We start from the raw sequence: 16,952 nt of genomic DNA on the forward strand, positions 1-16,952 counted from the left end.
AGGCCCGCGCGCTCGATCAGCTGGAACCAGCCATCGCGCGGGCCATCGACGCCATCACTCCCCAAAACGCGCAGGCTTTCTTCCGGCACTGCGGTTACGGAGTACAGTAATTATGAAAATGCTCTAGCGCCACCCTCGTCTGCAAGCCAATGTAAACAAGACCTTTACCCTAAGAGAGGGGATAATAGGGGTCTCCAGAAGTCTCGTCCATGTTCAACGAATGCCCGCATATTCTCACCAGCGGACACAAGTGCAAGGCCGCCGCCCTCCGCGGAAAGGCCTTCTGCTACTACCCACTGCTTTTGTCCAAAGGCCTGAGGTTCGTTTATCTGATCAAAGCCGAGGGTCAGGAAACGATCTGCATTTGCATAGCGCCAGGAAGCAGACTCAGCAAGCTTCGCCGCTCACTGAAGACTGATAACTGACCACTGAAAACTGACCACAAGCCTTTTACCGCTCTTCATCCAGCGGCAGCACCCGGTTCGTTCCCTGGTACATGCTCATTAACTTGCGTTCGGCATCCTTGAGATCGGCGAGGGTCTTCTCGGGAGCCTTTCTGGCGCCCGGCTGATGAGCAGGCTCTGATTCCGCACAATAAATAGTCGTCACAATAAGCATCTTCGTAGCTCTTCTTTCTATGCAGATCTAAGGCGTCTCTATGACTGCGGCTAATGACCTCTGCACTATTGGAATGTCTCCCGCGCACAGAAGATGCATATGCGCGCAGATATTTCTCCGCGCCCATGAAGTACCAGTCAATTTATTTCGTGATTGAGGCAACCGCGAAGAACCAACATGCGATTGTGCTATCGAGGAAAACGGAGGATTTCCGGCAGGTGACCCCTGAATCCTGACCCCTGTTGTCTACTCCGAATCAATCGGCAGCACGCGATTCTTGCCCTCGTAGATGCTGACCCACTGGCGCGACGCTTCCTTCAGATCGGCGGCCTCCTGCCATGCGTGGTCGTGTGCCTCACGCTGGGTTGGATCTTCAGCTTCTGCGATGTAGATGGTCGTAATGATCAGCATTGGGAACCTCTGCGTTATCAAGTTGGACACGCGACAGGAAAAAAGGACTCGAAAATCTGCTCCAGCCCGGCTCTTTCTACGCCGTTTTGCGTTCCATTTCGGCGATTCGCCCTGCGAGAATCCGCTTCAAGTCGGCGATCTGTTTCGTTTCTACCGGTGCGGCCTCCAGGCTCTTCAACGTCTCGCGCAGGGTTACCAGTGCGCCGCGCGCTGGTGTAAAGCTGACCGGCTTTCGAAATGCAAACATCGACATCTTACGCCGCCTCCGCCTGAACGGCCCGCCCTGGTTGAATCGGGATTCCGCACCGCATCAGACTCTCCGCTTCACGGATGCGCACATGCAGATGCTGCCGTATAGCTTCTACAGCATCTGCATCGCCAAAGTCAGGACTGCGATCAAAATGCTGCAACTGTGCCTGGAGCCTGTAGAGCACATCCGAATGTGAGTGCCGATTCATATGACGAAACAAATGGTGCCATGCTTTGAAAACAGAGGAAGTGATTTGGGTCACGCTGTTGCCGATTTTGATTCCCCGCGTGGAGACGCCTGCCCGTTTCGCCGCTGTCTAGGCAGACGCGATAAATGCTTTCAAATGGCGGCGAATAAGCGCCAAAACGTGCCAGGATACGTCCAAATGCACTCGGGCCAATAGGAGATAAACATCAATAGTTCAACAGCCTATATTCGTCGAAAGATGTTTTCATTCGCTTTCCCAGCAAACGAAAAGCCCCGGCATTTGCCGGGGCTTTTGTCGAAAGGGAACCGCGACTTACATCGCAGCTACAAAGTCGGGGACCATCGTTGCCGCGCTCTCCTGCAGCAGCTGGGTCATTCTTGCTGCCATGCCGGTATACATTGAAGCCGCCCGGAACGCATTCACTCGGACGCCCTCGCTTGCGTGGCTGAACGCATATTGTGCCAGCGCCATCAGCACGCAAACTTTGATCTGCATCGCATCGCTGCGTAGTGTCTCTACCAGCACTCGATCCACATTCTCGCAATGACGCGTCGCGTAATCCGCCATCTCCAGCATGACCTTGGCGTTCTGGAACATCACCCACAGCCCGCGCGGACCTTCCATGCGCGTCCATGTTTCTTCAGGTGATGCGTTCAAGCCTTCCTTCCATAAGAACTGATCGCTCAGCTCACGCGCACTCCAATCAGGTCGAAGGCGCATCAGCAGCGACTCCCACGATTGCGAATTGCGGCGACGAATACTCAATCGCCAGCGGCCGAGATACAAGGCAACCAGAACAACTGCACCGAGTTGAAGCAGCGGGAAGATCATACATAGCCCTCAGTCCGGTCTTTGGTAACTCTTATGTCATTCCGTGAAACGCCGGACAGCATTTCACTGTTCCCTACACTTCTATCAGAAACGACACGGTTTGTGGACTCTATTTTCTGCAACGCCCCGCTGTTCACCCATCCAAGGGTAATCCACACCACTGGTCACATCAGTAACTTAAAGTAATCACTCTCGGGAGTAAATGACACTTTCGGGTCGCAGAATGGCCGGAAGGGATCAATCTGAAGCTCTTTGAAATGAGCGATTTCTAATGGGGAGAAACGGGAAAATTCTTGCCAGGGAGAGCCGCCAACGGTCAGTGGTTGTTACGCCTTCCCGATTTAGATTCCGATTCGTTCGTCATCGCCATGCGCGTAGCCCGTGCGTTGCCCGCCACGGCCAGCAGGAAATTCTGCATCTGCGGCGTAAACTCCCGCCGCTCGGGCACTTCCTGGGCAAAGCTGAAAGCCCAATAAACCAGTGAGCCCGAGTAGCACGCGCTCATCATCTGGTCCAGAAGATGGTATTGCCGGTCGAGATCTGGGCTTCCGGCCCCCAGATTCCAGTGCAGAATTCCAACGACGATGCTCGCCAGCGCGTAAAAGCCGAAGCCGGTGGCGATCTGGAGTTCACGATCGCGCCAGCCGATCGACAGTAACTGGCTGAAACCCGCCAGGATCAGAAAGAAGAGGAGCCGCATCGCGGAGACCGTGAACTGGAGGTGTCCGATGGTCTGAAAGTCTCCCTGGAGCTTGTCGAAGCCGGGGAATTTCACCAGGAACCAGATCAGTCCGCCTGCCGTCGCGACAAAGGCAGCGACCACAAAGAATGCCCATTTGGGAAGAAATGCACGAACAGGCTTGAGAACCGACATTGAAACTTCAATCAGCACGCAGAACATGAAGATTGAATCGATGATGGAAATTGCAAGGAAGATGCGTAGCTCAGTGCTCGGGAAACGACGAATGAGCAGAAAGCCGCCCAGATCACTCAGCAGGCTCCACGCAATATAGGAAGAAAAAAGGGGAAGTAGTTTGTAGATCCCTTTAAAAAACAGTAAACCTAGGATCGCCGCTTCGGTGACGCAACCGAGAAAGGTGAGTGCGGAATCCAGAACCGGCCTCCGTCTCCTGAGTAAATCGACTGAAGACCTTCGTAGTTTAGCAGCCCTGGTAAAGAATTCTCCCGCGCTGCCTAAACGTTAGTTACCAATTTATACACCGGCCGCGGCGTCACGAGGACTGGTGAACTGGCCATCTTGTACACCGGCCGCGGCGTGACCAAAACAGGCGAAGCCTTGTAGACCGGAGGTGGCGTTACGAGGACGGGCGAACTGGCCATCTTATAGACCGGCGGTGGCGTCACCAGAACGGGCGAAGCTTTGTAGACCGGAGGCGGCGTTACGAGGACGGGCGAACTGGCCATCTTATAGACCGGCGGTGGCGTAACGAGGACGGGCGAAGCCTTGTAAACCGGACGAGGCGTTACAAGAACAGGCGAACTAGCGGCAAACCCGCTCTGCGCGGGAAGAGAATGCGTGGTTGGCGCTGCAGCCGCCGTGATAGCCGACAGAGCAATAGCCGAACCAAGAGCCACGCATGAAACTTTCAACCATGACGAAGACATTTTGGTACACCTCAGCGTGTACAAAGAAAACTGCAGAAAGATTAATGCAGACGAGGCAACTCCGTACAACAAAAGTACTGAGGTCACCTCACAAAAATTAAAGATAACGTTTACTTGTACCATATGATGGGAATATACGCTCTTTGCCTTCCCAAAAGGTCACGTTACGGTGCCCCCCTCCCACAGCTCGCTCAGATACAATCTTGGCCACGGCCACTCAAGTGAACGCGTTTGAGTCTCAATTGGATTTCACGGGTCGCGATCCCACCGCGTCTCAAGAGCGCAAATCCCATTTCGCGCAGGAGATACCTTGATTCCCGAGTTGCGCGGGCAATTCAATGCCGCGTTCCATGAATCCGCGTATTCCGAGCTCCTTATACTGCTCGATCAGCGCTGCGGCGGTCCTATCCAGTTTCCGGTGGCGGAGACACCGATCTTCGTTCCCAGAGATCTCCTCGACGAGATGGCTGAACAAGGTTCCACGCTAGCCCTTCACCTGATCGCCGATGCGCCCTATCTCGCCGCAGCTCGCAAGGCGATTCCCCACGGCTACAGCGTTGTCAACGAGACGCCCCATCCGCACTTTCTTACCGCTGACTTCGCATTGGTGCGCACCGCTTCCGGTGAACTGGCGCCCCGCCTGGTTGAGATTCAGGCCTTTCCTTCGGTGTTCGCATATCAGGCTCAACTCTGTTCCGCCTACCGCGAAGTCTTCGGTCTTCCTGAATCGCTCGGCGTTTTTCTCGGGGGACTCAACGAATCAACCTATTGGAATCTGCTGAGACGAACCATTCTCGGCAACCACAAGCCCGAAGAGGTTGTCCTCACCGAGATCGATCCTCTCCATCAAAAAACATTCTCTGACTTTCATCTGACTTCGAAGCATCTCGGCATTCCGGTGGTCGACATCGCTGCGATCGAGTCTGTCGGCAACAAATTGCACTATCGCGACGCGGTCGGCTGTCTCAGGCCGATTCACCGTATCTACAACCGCGCCATCGCCGACGAACTGATTGCTCGCCATATCCGTCTCCCTTTCAATCTTGCGCATCCATGGGAGGTGGAGTGGGCCGGCCATCCCAACTGGTATTTCCTTATCAGTAAATTCTCAATTCCCTGGCTTGCCCGAACCGGACGGTTTCCGCTTGTGCCGCCCGCAGTTTTTCTCAACGACTTTCTCGCCGGCCCCGGACATGACTTCCTTGCTGCCGCCGGCGTGCCGCTGCCCACCGGCGATAGCGCATCCCGTGTCTATAAGGAGTTACTCCTCAAGCCGCTGTATTCCTTCGCCGGGAAGGGCATTGAGTTCGAACCCTCGCACGCGCGCCTCCAAGCGATCCCGCCAGAGGAACGCGAATCTTATCTCCTGCAGCAGCGCATGCGGTTCGAACCCACCATTGAAACGCCTTTCGGGTGGACCCAGGCTGAAATCCGGATCCTTTATATGTGGCCTGATGGCGGCGAACTCACTCCCGCCTTGTCCCTGGTTCGCCTGGGAAGAGGAAAGATGATGGGCGTCGACCACAATAAGAATCGGCGTTGGGTTGGTGGTTCGGCGGCCTTTTATATCTGACCGCGGCGCGCTCTTTTCTGGTATGCTCTGCACGCGCTCCGATGCTGTCTTCCCCAGGTGGAGTTACCTAGCCGATTACTACTTTTAAACTTTCGTGCTCTAGGTTCTACCGCAGAAGTTGTATACATTCGTAGTGAACGTATCCGCCGGAAAAGGAAATCGCATGATGGAGATCTCCAAAACGAACCCATCCGAGGAAATGAGCAAGACTGGGCGCGGCAACTTTCTGAAAGAAGTTCGGTGTGCCGTGCGGTTCCCGCTCTCCTTGCCGGTGGAGATGGCTGACGACAAACAGCATGACAAACCTGCCGTGACGCGCAATGTCTCCGCGAACGGCGTCCTGCTTGAACTGAATGGGCCTCTCAGTGTGGGCGAGGAGCTCGATTTCCATCTGCGGATGCCCGGAAGTGTACTGGGCACTCCCCAAGATGTGTTAGTTCACTGTCGAGGACGTGTGGTACGCTGCTCCATAAGCCAAAGTCACTATCAGGCTGCTGCGACAATCGACGAATATCATTTCGTAGAGCCGTAAGCATTCTGAATCGACGGCTGTAGCGGCCACCTATGGAACTTCTCGACGAAACACCTGATGGCGAGATTCTCGACTCACCCGTCAAGCCGGGTACGATTCGCATTATCCTTGCGGACTCTCAGGCCATCTACCGCGTAGGCATTCGCAAGATCTTCGCGCTCGAAGACGATATTCGCGTCGTGGCGCAGGCCGACTCCCTCGAAAACCTCCGCCTGGCGCTCGAACGACAGCCGGCCGACGTGGTCTTGATTGAAGGTGGCCTCCTCACAGGAGTCCCCAACGCCATTCCCGACGTCCTCCGCATTGTCCCCGATGTCAAGCTCATCGTGCAGGCCGTTAGCAACGACGAAAGCCAGACCGTTGACCTCTATCGCCGCGGCGTTCGCGGCATCATCTCGCGCTCCATCTCGCCCGACCTGCTGGTCCGCTGCGTACGCCGCATCGCCACCGGCGAAACCTGGATCGATAACCAGGCCGTGAACTGGGTCATCGATGCGTATCGTGCCCAGGCCGCGGCGCTGGTCAGCCCCCGCACGCAACCCCGGCTTTCTCCCAAGGAGACGGCCATCATCACCTGCATCACGCAGGGCAAGCGCAATAAGGAAATCGCCTTCCAGCTCGGGACAACCGAGCAGGTCATCAAAAACTATCTGCGCAAGATCTACGACAAGCTGGGCGTCTCCGATCGGCTCGAGCTTGCTCTCTACTGCCTGCACAACAAGATCATCAAGTCCGATGCCGACGAAGTCGTGGTCGCACAGAAGATCGTTGCCCGCTGATGCCACGGAGTACGGATTTTCATGCGGCGCTGCTCAATGCAGCGCCGAAGCCTTTTTAGTGGCTTTTTCTTTCGTCCCGTCGCACGACACGCCTTCGCAACTCACCGGCGTCTGCATATCGCCGCAGTTTTCCCGCGCCAGTTCCAGCAGCCGAATCAGCTCACTCAGATCCTTGCGATCCAGGTGACCCAGCAGGTCGCGCGGAATTTGCTCAATCACCGCGTCCATCTTGCCCAGCAATGCAAGACCCGCCGCGGAGATATGCGTCCAAACCACGCGACGGTCGTGCTTGTCGCGCTGTTGCCTGATCAGCTTTATTGCCTTGAGCCGCGCCAGCAATCGCGTGATGTCGGGCTCGGCGGTGATCATCCGGTCGCCAATCGCCGAGCATGTCAGACCCAGGGAGCCGGCTCCGCGCAAAATCCGCAACACGTTGTACTGGGTTAACGTGACACCCCAGTCGCGCGTCCGGCGCTGAAACACCCGTTGCAGGCAATCCGAAGTGCGCAGCACATTCAGCAGTGCCTCTTCTTCGTCGCTTGAAAACGGGCGTTCCTGCGCGATTTCTCTCTTCAAACCGGTCATGTCTGTTCCTGTGAACGTGCAATCGGCGGCCGAAATCTGGCGCCGCCGAGTTATCGGGCTTTCCTACTGCTTTACAACATCCAGTTCGATGGTTAATTGCACATCGTCCCCCAGCACTGCTGCTGGATACTTCGTCCCAATTCCGAACGCGTTGCGGCTGATTGTCGTCGTCGCCGAAAATCCGGCATGCATCTTGCCACCCATGCCGGGCTTGGGTTCCATGGGTCCTTCGACTTGCAGAACCACCGGCTTGGTCACACCGTGAACCGTCAGGTTGCCGTTTACCGTCAGGCCGTTTGCCGTCTTCGCGACGCTCGTGCTCGTGAAGGTCGCCGTCGGAAACTGCGCCACGTCGAAAAAGCCGGCGCTCTTCAGATCCGTGTCCCGCTGCGCCACACCTGTGTCAACCGTGGTTACGTCGATGGTCATGTTCACCGTGGACTTGGTGACGTCCGTGTCATTCCACACAATCTGGCCGCCCAGGTTGCCAAACCGTCCATGCACCTTCGACAGGCTCATGTGCAAAATGCTGAATTCGACCTCGCTATGCGCCTTGTCCGGAACCCACGTGGAGGTTTGAGCCACGGCTATCGGAACAGCCGTCGCCAAAATGCCAAGCATCATTGCCAAACGTTTCATTCGTTTCTTGTCCTTTCCAATTTCGTGCTCGATGGTATCGAGGCTCTGGGAATAGGGAAGGGCGACCAAGGATCGATCTCGGCCAAACAATTTCAGCCTCCGCCGAATCTTCGCGTCAACGTACACGGCCGCCCAGGGGAACCAGCTTTCTTCATGGACGCGCGAGACTCGTTATTTGTTGCAACAAATATTGTTGAATTCCCAAAGAATCGGCGGCCGAATCGGAAAGGGGCCGGTACAACACAGCAAGGGAGGGATCTTTGCCGCGTGCGTTCATTGCTTTTCCGAGGTCAACCCCCTTTTTCAATCACCGCCACCTAACCCACTCAAAACAAAGGCAAAATTGTTTTCCTGTTTTTGCAGGTTATTTCTTCGATTCGCCTAAGCTGAATCTATGAAGCGAATTAACTTTTCAACCTCTTCTTCTCACAATGGGCCTGTGAAAATGCGAAACCGTAAAACTGTGACACAGAGGGAAGAAAGCCCGTAAGTCCAATGTGCAGAATATTCTGTGTCTAAGTTCCTATCGGCAGAAGACTTTACAAATTAGATTCGCCGTAAACCACTGAAAAGGGCGACTTTCTTCCCAGAGTAGGGGGGAGGGGGAGGGGGTACCTGCAACCGATCGGTTGCATATGTTCCGCCTGCCTGGATTCCGCTTCCGGGCCCAACTACTTCGCAGATTCAAGCTCTGCCAGGATTTGCGGGCCGAGTTGGCTTACGCTCCCGGCGCCAAGCGTCAGGATCATGTCGCCCGTGTGCGCCGCGTCCGCAACCGCGGCAACTGCAGCACTGAAGTCAGCCGCGTATTGCGCATGGGGCGACGTAATCTTCGAGGTCAGCAATTCCGCCGTGATTCCCGGCAGCGGTTCTTCGCTGGCGGCATAGATCGGCAGAACGAAGACCGAATCGGCATCCGTGAAAGCAGCACCGAATTCGTCCAGCAAGTCGCGTGTGCGCGTGTAGCGATGAGGCTGAAAGACGACATGAACGCGGCCATTCGAGAACTCGCGGGCGGCGGCCAGAGTGGCGCGGATTTCCGTCGGGTGATGTCCGTAATCGTCGACCACGGTAATGCCGCGCGCCTGCCCGCGAATCTGAAAACGCCGATCGACACCATGGAAACTGAAGATTCCTGCAGCAATCTTTTCGGTTGCGATGCCGAGTTGATGAGCGATTGCCACTGCGGCGGTGGCATTGAGCGCGTTGTGACGTCCAGGGACGTGCAACTGAAACGGGCCGACCGTGCCTGCGGGTGTGGCGACCTGGAAGTGCGAGAAGCATTCCGGACGCGCCGCGAGTAAATCGAGCCGGTAGTCGGCCTCAGGCGAGGTGCCGTAGGTAAAGACGCGCCGATGCACGCGTGGCAGGATCGCGGCGAGCGCCGGGTTGTCGATACAGGCGGTGACGGCGCCATAGAAGGGAACCTTGTCCATGAAGGCGAGGAAGGCATGCTCCACGTCGTCCATGTCGCGGTAGCAGTCCATGTGCTCGCGATCGAGATTGGTGACAACCGCGAGGATGGGCGGGAGCTTGAGGAAGGAGCGGTCGCTTTCATCCGCCTCGGCAACGAGATATTGCGTGGTGCCGAGTTTCGCATTGGAGCCGAGCGCATCGACGCGGCCCCCAACAACAACCGTAGGATCAAGCCCGCCCGCGGCCAGAACAGACGCCACCATCGATGTCGTCGTCGTTTTGCCATGCATGCCGGCGATGGCGATGCCGTATTTTAGGCGCATCAGCTCGGCGAGCATCTCGGCGCGCTGAATCACCGGAATCTTCAGCGAGCGCGCCGCGACGACTTCGGGATTACTGGGCGACACCGCAGAACTCGTAACAACGACCGTAGCGCCGGTGACGTTTTGCCCGTTATGTCCCTCGTAGATCGTGGCACCGAGCTGAGCAAGTCGATCCGTAACTGGACCGCGCCGCAGGTCAGAGCCCGAGACCAGGAAGCCCATGTTGAGGAGGATTTCGGCGATCCCGCTCATGCCGATGCCGCCGATTCCGATGAAGTGCGCGTGCTGTGAAGTGACAAACATTGCGGAAGAAGCTTCAGGTTAGCAGCATAGGGCCATGATCGGCAGTCCCGGAGAGATACCCGGCGGGGGTGCTGGAAAGCAAACTGATTCAACGCCTAGCTCAAACGTTTGATAAGACGGTCCGCATGCTATCATTCCGCCGACCACGATTGTCATCGGCAAGGAGTTCACAATGATCCACCGTACGCGCAGGGATTTTTTGAAAGCTGGCTCCGCCGCCGCAGCGGCGCTTGCTGTTACGCTGAGAACTCTCGCCTGGGCTTCCGAGCCGGACAAAGTTAACGTGTGGGGAACGTTCCGCGACCGGCGCCACGCCGCGCTCGAGCCGCTTGAATGGAAACCAGCAAAGCAGGTTGCGGCGAACGCGATTCAGTTGGATACAGGCGCGGCGAAACAGGAGATCCTTGGCTTCGGCGCAGCCATCACCGAGGCTTCCGCCTACATGCTCAGCCGCCTGTCGGATGCAGAACGCGCACCCGTCATGCGCGATCTCTTCGCGTCCGATGCCATGGCGTTGAACGTCTGCCGCACCTGCATCGGATCGAGCGACTATGCAACCAAGATGTACAGCTACGACGAGAGCACCGAACCCGATCCCGAACTGAAGGCGTTCTCTATCGATCACGACAAGGAGTTTTACCTTCCCATTCTGCGCGAGGCGCGCAAGCAGAATCCAGATCTCTTTCTGTTCTCATCGCCCTGGAGCCCACCGGCATGGATGAAGCCGAACCATTCCATGTTGGGCGGCGCCATGCGCAAGCAAAGCTTCGACCCGTACGCGCGTTACTTCATCAAGTTTCTCGAAGCCTACAAAGCCGAAGGCGTCGATATCGCCGCCGTAACCATCCAGAACGAGACTGACGCCGAGCAGGAAGGCCACATGTCCGCCTGTCTGTGGGCGCAGGAGCAGGAGATGGAGTTCGCCGCACGCTTCCTCGCTCCTTCACTCCGCAAAACGGGCCTGGGCACGAAGATATGGCTCCTCGATCACAACTACAGCCTGTGGGGACGTGCGATCGACGAACTCAGCGATCCATCGGTCTACGAAGCGGTCGACGGAATTGCCTGGCACGGCTACGTCGGCGAGCCCAGCGCGATGACGCGTGTGCACGACGCATTCCCGGCGAAGAATGCGTATTGGACCGAAGGCGGCCCCGACATTAACCAGCCTGACTACCAGACTGACTTCACGAAGTGGGCCGATCAGTTCAACGGCATCCTCAACAACTGGGCCCGTTGCATTACAGCGTGGAACATCGCCCTCGACGAAAAGGGCAAGCCGGATATCGGCCCATTCTCCTGCGGCGGCGTCATTACTATCGACAACGCCACGCACAAGATCACAACCAGTGGTCAGTACTGGGCGTTTGCGCATTACTCGAAACATGTAAAGCGCGGCGCAAAGGTTTTCGCGACGAATGCTCTCGGTGATACCGGAGTCGGCTCAGAACTTTCGCACACAGGTTTCCGCAATCCTGATGGCAGCTACGCTGTGGTGCTGGCCAACAAGGGAGCAGAGAAGCAGGTGCAATTGGTAATAGGCGAAAAAACGCTCGATGTCGATCTACCCGCGGATTCCGTGCACACGCTGCAGTGGTCTTGAGCTTCATCGGCGACTGATTACCCTGAAAAAATAGAACGTGGGTGCCCCATTCATGACGCAGTTTTATCGCGTCATGAGTGGGATAGCACGAACTTTGGCAGCACCCACCATGCGCTGTAGCCGACGAGTGCGTTTCAGTAAATTTCATTCGCCGTTTGCGAAGAACGTATCTTTCCGTTTTCGACAGAAAGCTTGTACGTGATCCCATCGCCCGCCCACGATTTGATGTAGAAGTCTGATCCGGGCATCACCTTCTGCACGGTAAAAGGGCCGAAGGAAAGCGGTTTATGCATTTGCATTGCGCCCGACCCATGGTCGGCATCAATGAAGTACGCGGCGCCGTAGCCAACCACGTGCGCGTTCCCATTAGGCTCAAGTAAAACGGCAGTTCGTTCTTCCACGCCAATCCCGCGGATCTTCGGCGCATTGGGCGGAGCAGGTGTTCCGCCGTCCGCGTTCAGCCGGGACAGAAAAACCAGCAGCCGTCCCATGCGATCCCGCCGCGCAAAATGCGTATCGGTAATGATATTTCTCAAAATAGGGATCTGCAGAAAGCCATGCGCCAGACGGATGCGCGCGCCGAAAGGATCTGCCAAAGCCGTCTTTCCATCCAGGTTAGGATCGTCGGGCTTGTCGCCCTGCGCGGTGTAAAGGTACTGGCCCAGTACGGCCAGACCCGCGCTTGTACCACCGATCGGAACACCGCGCCGGATCGCATCGTTCAGGGCAGTTTGCACCGGCGTGTTCATCCAGAAATTGACGTAGTTGGCCTGGTCGCCTCCAGCGATGAAGATCGCGCTGGCGTGCTTGATGGTGTCGGAAACAAACGTATCGGCCGCCGCCACGCGATTCGGAACAATGAGAGTCGCCACTGAATTCAAATGGCACAGGCCGCGTACGTATGAGTTGTATTCGTCATCGCCGGTTGCACGCAAAATCAGGAAGTCGCCGCCGCCCGCGCGATCGCAAAGGAATTGAAACGCTTCATCGAGGTCCGTCCCGCCTCCCATCAGTGCGAATCCCGCCCGCGTTTGCGCAGCCAGATCGGTGCTCTCTCCTGTGCGGAAGTAGAGATAAGCGGGAGTTTGCATCGGCCAGCAATGCGCACTTGCCGTGAGCAAGATGCCCAGAACCATGATTCGCAAATGATTCATGTCGGTAGCTTATTTTAAGCTGTGATGCCGGCCCGTTACGCTACGGGTTCCCCCTTCGGTGCATGCGGAGAAAAGCCAGTCACGCGCGGGCTATAGTTGACTTTGGCGATTCTCCCGATCTACTGGCGCTGGCGTGGCACAACGCGACACTAAAACCCGGTCCCTCGTGTGGGAGGAGGAAGCGTCCGCAGAGCCGCGCTTTCGGCGCGCACAACCTGCCGTGCCCGTTACAGGCCGAAGCCTGCCCGGCATGCCAATCTCCATGGACGATGAGGACGACGACGGTCCTCGCACCCGCAGCAAACCGCGCAAGTTTGGCGACGAACCCACCCGTCCCTGGTGGCGACCAGCCACCACGTTCGGCCGCGTCCTTCTGACAACCGGGGTCATCGCGGTTTTCTCTGTCTTTGCTGTTTCGGCGTACGCGCTGCGCAACTTTCTTGAGCACGATGCGCGCTTCCGCATTGGAGGCACGAGCAATATTCAGGCCACGGGTCTCTCGCAAGTGAGCCGAGCTGAGTTGCTGCCCGTCTTCGGTGAAGACATCGGCCGCAATATCTTCTTCGTCCCGCTCGCCGAACGCCGCAAGCAGCTCGAGCAGATTCCCTGGATCGAGCATGCAACGGTCATGCGCCTCTTGCCCGACCAAATCCGCATCACGGTCACAGAGCGTAACCCCGTCGCATTTCTTCGCCAGGGCTCGCAGGTCGGCCTCGTCGATGCCAACGGTGTGCTGCTTGCCGAGCCGCCGGCAATGATGGCGCAGCATCATTACTCGTTTCCGGTCGTCACCGGGATCGAAAGCCGCGACGCCATCGCTTCGCGGCGCGCCCGCATGGAGGTGTATCAGCGCCTCGTCAGCGAACTGGACTCCAACGGGCAGCATCTGTCTGACCAGATCTCTGAAATCGACCTGTCCGATCCTGAAGATGCGCGCGTGCTGATGCCAGCACAGGGAACGGACATCCTGGCGCACTTTGGCTCCGACCACTTTCTCGAGCGCTTCCAGCGCTATAAGGCGCACATCGCAGAGTGGCGACAGCAGTATCCCAAGCTCGCCGAAGTCGACCTTCGCTACGAACAGCAAGTCGTGCTGCAGATGGCGGGTCATTCGAACACTGCTCCGGCAACGCTGGATCTGTCCGGGGCCAGCGCCACACCGGAGACACAGAAGCCAGATCCAGGTACGCCAGAAGTCAAGGCGACAGCGCCAAAGCGTGATGAGCCGACACATACCGACACCGCTAGGAAGTTGCATACGCATGCCACTGCCAGGCCCGGAGCAAGGACAAAGGACACGAAGGCCAAACCATCCAGGAAGAAGCATCCTGAGCCAAAGCGCAACGTGAAGAAGACGGCGGCGAAGCCGAAGCCTCATCCATCCACCACCACAGCCCACTGAGAGGACGATGAGCGAAAAGCAAGACAATCTGATCGTGGTGCTGGATGTGGGCAGTGCCTGGACTCGCGTACTGGCAGCCGACGTAAATGAGGGCGCTCTTCGCTATCGCGGCCATGGGCTGATTGAATCCGTCGGCATGCGCAAGGGGCTCATCTCCGAGCTTGGACCCGCGGCCAAGGTTGTGAAGCAGGCGAACGAGCAAGCTGAGTGGACTGCGCGCGCAAACATCGACCAATGCGTTGTGGGAGTCGGAGGTCCGCATATTCGAGGGCTCAACACCAATGGCGGACTGGACCTGGGCAGCCGCATGCGCGAGATTACGCGTGAAGACGTGCGAGCCGCTGTGGAGCGTGCCCGCGCCGTCGAGCGTCCGCCGGACCGCGAGATCCTGCATCTGCTGCCGCGCCAGTTCATCCTTGACGACCAGCCCGGCATATTCGATCCGGTTGGGATGGTCGGCGCGCGCCTCGAAGTCGATCTGCATATTGCAACCTGCTCCGGCAGCGCTTTACAAAGCACGGTGACCTGCGCCAACCGCGCCGGACTTGAAGTTTCCGAGGCTGTGTTGGAGTCGATCGCGGCCGCAGAGTCAACGCTTTCCGCCGATGAACGCGAACTCGGCGTTTGTCTACTCGACATCGGTGCGCATTCCAGCGACATGGTTGTCTTCTTTGAAGGAGCGGTCGCCCACACGGCATCGGTCCCAGTCGGCGGAGCGCATTTCACCAATGACCTCGCCGTTGGATTGCAGATGCCTGTGGCGCAAGCCGAGGAGTTGAAACGGCAGTATGGTCACGCTGTGGTCACGGCCGTACCACTTGAAGCAGAGATCGAGATCAACAATCCCGAGCCGCAGCGTCTCGTATTGCGCACGCTTGCGGAGATTCTGGAACCGAGAGCACGCGAACTTTTGTATTTTGTAAAAGAGAGCCTTCGCCAGGGCGGCGTGCTTGAGGCATTGGGCGCAGGATGCGTGCTGACCGGCGGCGGAGCCATGCTTCCGGGTATGCTCGACGTAACAGAAAGTCAGCTTCGCGTTCCGGCGCGCACGGGAATGCCGGTGCGGCTCTCGAATATGCCGGGCGAGCTAGTTCATCCCAGCTTTTCCACTGCCATCGGAATGCTACTGTATGCACATCGCACCCGTGTCACCCGTGCGGCAGAAAACAACAGTTTGCGCGCCAAACTGCGCGCCATCTTCGCAGCAAGTTTCTAAAGGCAAGGATCATGTCAACCAAGAATGGGGAGGCGCCAGCCGCTATGGATCAGCAGAAGATAGAAGCCGCAGATTTGCGCATTCAGTTTCACGATGAAGAGCAGCGCGGGGCGCGGATCAAGGTCATTGGTGTCGGCGGAGGCGGTGGCAACGCCGTCAATCGCATGATCCAGGCTGGCCTTGAAGGCGTGGAGTTCATTGCGGCGAATACCGACGTGCAGGCGCTGAAACTGTCTCTGGCCCCAATCAAGCTGCAACTGGGCGTGCGGCTTACGGCCGGGCTGGGTGCGGGTGCCAATCCTGACGTGGGCCGGCGCGCGGCGCTCGAAGACTCGGAGAAGATCATCGAGGCGCTGGAAGGGGCGGACATGGTCTTTGTGACCGCGGGTCTTGGCGGAGGCACAGGCACCGGAGCGGCTCCCGTGATCGCTTCGCTGGCTAGCGAGATGGGCATCCTGACCGTCGCGGTCATCACGCGGCCGTTCGCGTTCGAGGGCAAGCGCCGCCTGCAGCAGGCTGAGCGCGGACTGAAGGAACTGATCGAGAGCGTCGACACGATGATCGTAATTCCCAACGAGAAGCTGCTTGCAGTGGCGAAAGACGCAGGCTTTTTCGAGAGCTTCCGCATCGCCGATGACGTTCTGCGCCAGGGTGTGCAGGGTATATCCGACATCATCACGATTCCCGGCATCATCAATCGCGATTTCGCCGATGTAAAAACCACGATGGCCGGCATGGGCCACGCGGTGATGGGCACTGCGATTCGCTCTGGCGACAATCGCGCGAAGGAGGCGGCACAAGCCGCCATGGCATCGCCGCTGCTCGATGCAGGTGCAATCGACGGAGCGCGCGGCATCCTCATCAACATCACGGGCTCAAGCAATTTGAAGCTCTCTGAGGTCAACGAAGCTTCCTCTCTTATCCAGAGCTCGGCGCACGAAGACGCCAACATCATCTTCGGCGCGGTACTGGATGAACGCATGGGCGAAGAGGTGAAGATCACGGTCATCGCGACGGGCTTCCGCGACCAGATGCCCGAGCGGCGGGCGCGGATGCTGAATGTAGAAGAGATGCCGGTGGTTTCGGTTCCGGTGGTTGCGACAGACGCGTGGATGCGCGAGAAGGCTCCTGTTGCGCCGCCGGCTTCAGCGCCTCTGCGATTCATGAGCGAAGAGGAAGACGGGGAATCGGACAATGAAGACGCGGGCGAACCGGAGTTTGTGGCTGCAGTTGTTCGGTCCGGCCACACGGAGGCCGCTGAAGAACTGGCATTTGTGCCACTTCCGCGCGACTATGCTTCAGACTTTGGTAACAGCGTTCGCACCCCGGCCATTACCGAGGAACCTGTCTCGCAACCGGCCGTAAGTCCTTTGTCTGCACCTTCGAATGAAGAAGAGAGGGATCTGGATGTGCCGACGTTCATGCGCCGGATGAAGTTCTGATGCAAGCGCTCCCAAATCGGGGACTTGCATTGAATCCAGAG

Annotated in this window: 17 protein-coding genes; 7 read left to right on the forward strand and 10 right to left on the reverse strand. The window is 57.6% G+C overall.

All coding sequences use genetic code 11. The annotated features are described in order from the left end of the window. Positions 1 to 450: 450 nt before the first annotated feature. The 6 genes from WCA10_RS25260 to WCA10_RS25285 form a co-directional block, all read right to left on the reverse strand. Entirely contained in the window at positions 451 to 609 is a 159-nt protein-coding gene (locus WCA10_RS25260; RefSeq protein ID WP_472825325.1) for a hypothetical protein, read from the reverse strand. A gap of 255 nt (positions 610 to 864) precedes the next feature. Further along, entirely contained in the window at positions 865 to 1,029 is a 165-nt protein-coding gene (locus WCA10_RS25265) for a hypothetical protein (protein ID WP_472825326.1), read from the reverse strand. A gap of 76 nt (positions 1,030 to 1,105) precedes the next feature. Then, positions 1,106 to 1,282 (reverse strand): hypothetical protein, encoded by a 177-nt coding sequence (locus tag WCA10_RS25270; protein ID WP_472825327.1) that lies wholly within the window; start codon positions 1,280 to 1,282, stop codon positions 1,106 to 1,108. A gap of 517 nt (positions 1,283 to 1,799) precedes the next feature. Further along, positions 1,800 to 2,318 (reverse strand): hypothetical protein, encoded by a 519-nt coding sequence (locus WCA10_RS25275; RefSeq protein WP_472825328.1) that lies wholly within the window; start codon positions 2,316 to 2,318, stop codon positions 1,800 to 1,802. A 316-nt stretch (positions 2,319 to 2,634) separates the two neighbouring features. Then, positions 2,635 to 3,192, reverse strand: a complete 558-nt coding sequence (locus WCA10_RS25280) for a hypothetical protein (protein WP_472825329.1) — start codon at positions 3,190 to 3,192, stop codon at positions 2,635 to 2,637. A gap of 320 nt (positions 3,193 to 3,512) precedes the next feature. Next, positions 3,513 to 3,944 (reverse strand): hypothetical protein, encoded by a 432-nt coding sequence (locus WCA10_RS25285; protein WP_472825330.1) that lies wholly within the window; start codon positions 3,942 to 3,944, stop codon positions 3,513 to 3,515. Positions 3,945 to 4,254: 310 nt separating this feature from the next. Here WCA10_RS25285 and WCA10_RS25290 point away from each other — a divergent pair, with 310 nt between their 5' ends. From WCA10_RS25290 to WCA10_RS25300, 3 genes are all read left to right on the forward strand, one after another. Continuing rightward, positions 4,255 to 5,517, forward strand: a complete 1,263-nt coding sequence (locus WCA10_RS25290; RefSeq protein ID WP_472825331.1) for an ATP-grasp domain-containing protein — start codon at positions 4,255 to 4,257, stop codon at positions 5,515 to 5,517. A 199-nt stretch (positions 5,518 to 5,716) separates the two neighbouring features. Beyond that, positions 5,717 to 6,049: a PilZ domain-containing protein gene (locus WCA10_RS25295; protein WP_472825332.1), complete on the forward strand. Its 333-nt coding sequence runs from the start codon at positions 5,717 to 5,719 to the stop codon at positions 6,047 to 6,049. Positions 6,050 to 6,081: 32 nt separating this feature from the next. Next, entirely contained in the window at positions 6,082 to 6,828 is a 747-nt protein-coding gene (locus WCA10_RS25300) for a response regulator transcription factor (RefSeq protein WP_472825333.1), read from the forward strand. 33 nt (positions 6,829 to 6,861) lie between these two features. Here the strand turns inward: WCA10_RS25300 and WCA10_RS25305 are convergent, their stop codons facing one another. The 3 genes from WCA10_RS25305 to murC all read right to left on the reverse strand — a co-directional run bounded on the left by WCA10_RS25305 (position 6,862) and on the right by murC (position 10,094). Beyond that, positions 6,862 to 7,413, reverse strand: coding sequence for a MarR family winged helix-turn-helix transcriptional regulator (locus WCA10_RS25305; protein ID WP_472825334.1), 552 nt, complete (start codon positions 7,411 to 7,413; stop codon positions 6,862 to 6,864). A 63-nt stretch (positions 7,414 to 7,476) separates the two neighbouring features. Then, a complete protein-coding gene (locus WCA10_RS25310; protein ID WP_472825335.1) occupies positions 7,477 to 8,052 on the reverse strand; it encodes a YceI family protein in 576 nt (191 codons plus the stop codon). Between the two features lie 671 nt (positions 8,053 to 8,723). Further along, positions 8,724 to 10,094, reverse strand: a complete 1,371-nt coding sequence (murC, locus tag WCA10_RS25315; protein WP_472825336.1) for a UDP-N-acetylmuramate--L-alanine ligase — start codon at positions 10,092 to 10,094, stop codon at positions 8,724 to 8,726. Positions 10,095 to 10,266: 172 nt separating this feature from the next. On the opposite strand from murC, the gene WCA10_RS25320 reads away from it, so the two are divergent. Then, positions 10,267 to 11,697: a glycoside hydrolase family 30 protein gene (locus WCA10_RS25320; protein ID WP_472825337.1), complete on the forward strand. Its 1,431-nt coding sequence runs from the start codon at positions 10,267 to 10,269 to the stop codon at positions 11,695 to 11,697. Positions 11,698 to 11,831: 134 nt separating this feature from the next. On the opposite strand, the gene WCA10_RS25325 is transcribed toward WCA10_RS25320, so the two are convergent. After that, complete coding sequence (locus WCA10_RS25325) at positions 11,832 to 12,851, reverse strand: cyanophycinase (RefSeq protein ID WP_472825338.1); 1,020 nt, start codon at positions 12,849 to 12,851, stop codon at positions 11,832 to 11,834. A 250-nt stretch (positions 12,852 to 13,101) separates the two neighbouring features. On the opposite strand from WCA10_RS25325, the gene WCA10_RS25330 reads away from it, so the two are divergent. Genes WCA10_RS25330 through ftsZ form a run of 3 tightly spaced genes read left to right on the forward strand, consistent with a single transcriptional unit; the run spans position 13,102 to position 16,911 of the window. After that, positions 13,102 to 14,253 (forward strand): cell division protein FtsQ/DivIB, encoded by a 1,152-nt coding sequence (locus tag WCA10_RS25330; protein ID WP_472825339.1) that lies wholly within the window; start codon positions 13,102 to 13,104, stop codon positions 14,251 to 14,253. Between the two features lie 7 nt (positions 14,254 to 14,260). Then, positions 14,261 to 15,469, forward strand: a complete 1,209-nt coding sequence (ftsA, locus tag WCA10_RS25335; protein WP_472825340.1) for a cell division protein FtsA — start codon at positions 14,261 to 14,263, stop codon at positions 15,467 to 15,469. A gap of 11 nt (positions 15,470 to 15,480) precedes the next feature. Further along, positions 15,481 to 16,911, forward strand: a complete 1,431-nt coding sequence (ftsZ, locus tag WCA10_RS25340; protein ID WP_472825341.1) for a cell division protein FtsZ — start codon at positions 15,481 to 15,483, stop codon at positions 16,909 to 16,911. Positions 16,912 to 16,952 lie beyond the last annotated feature (41 nt).

Origin of the sequence: Occallatibacter sp., from assembly GCF_049582745.1 — a bacterium.
Classification (GTDB): Bacteria; Acidobacteriota; Terriglobia; order Terriglobales; family Acidobacteriaceae; genus Telmatobacter.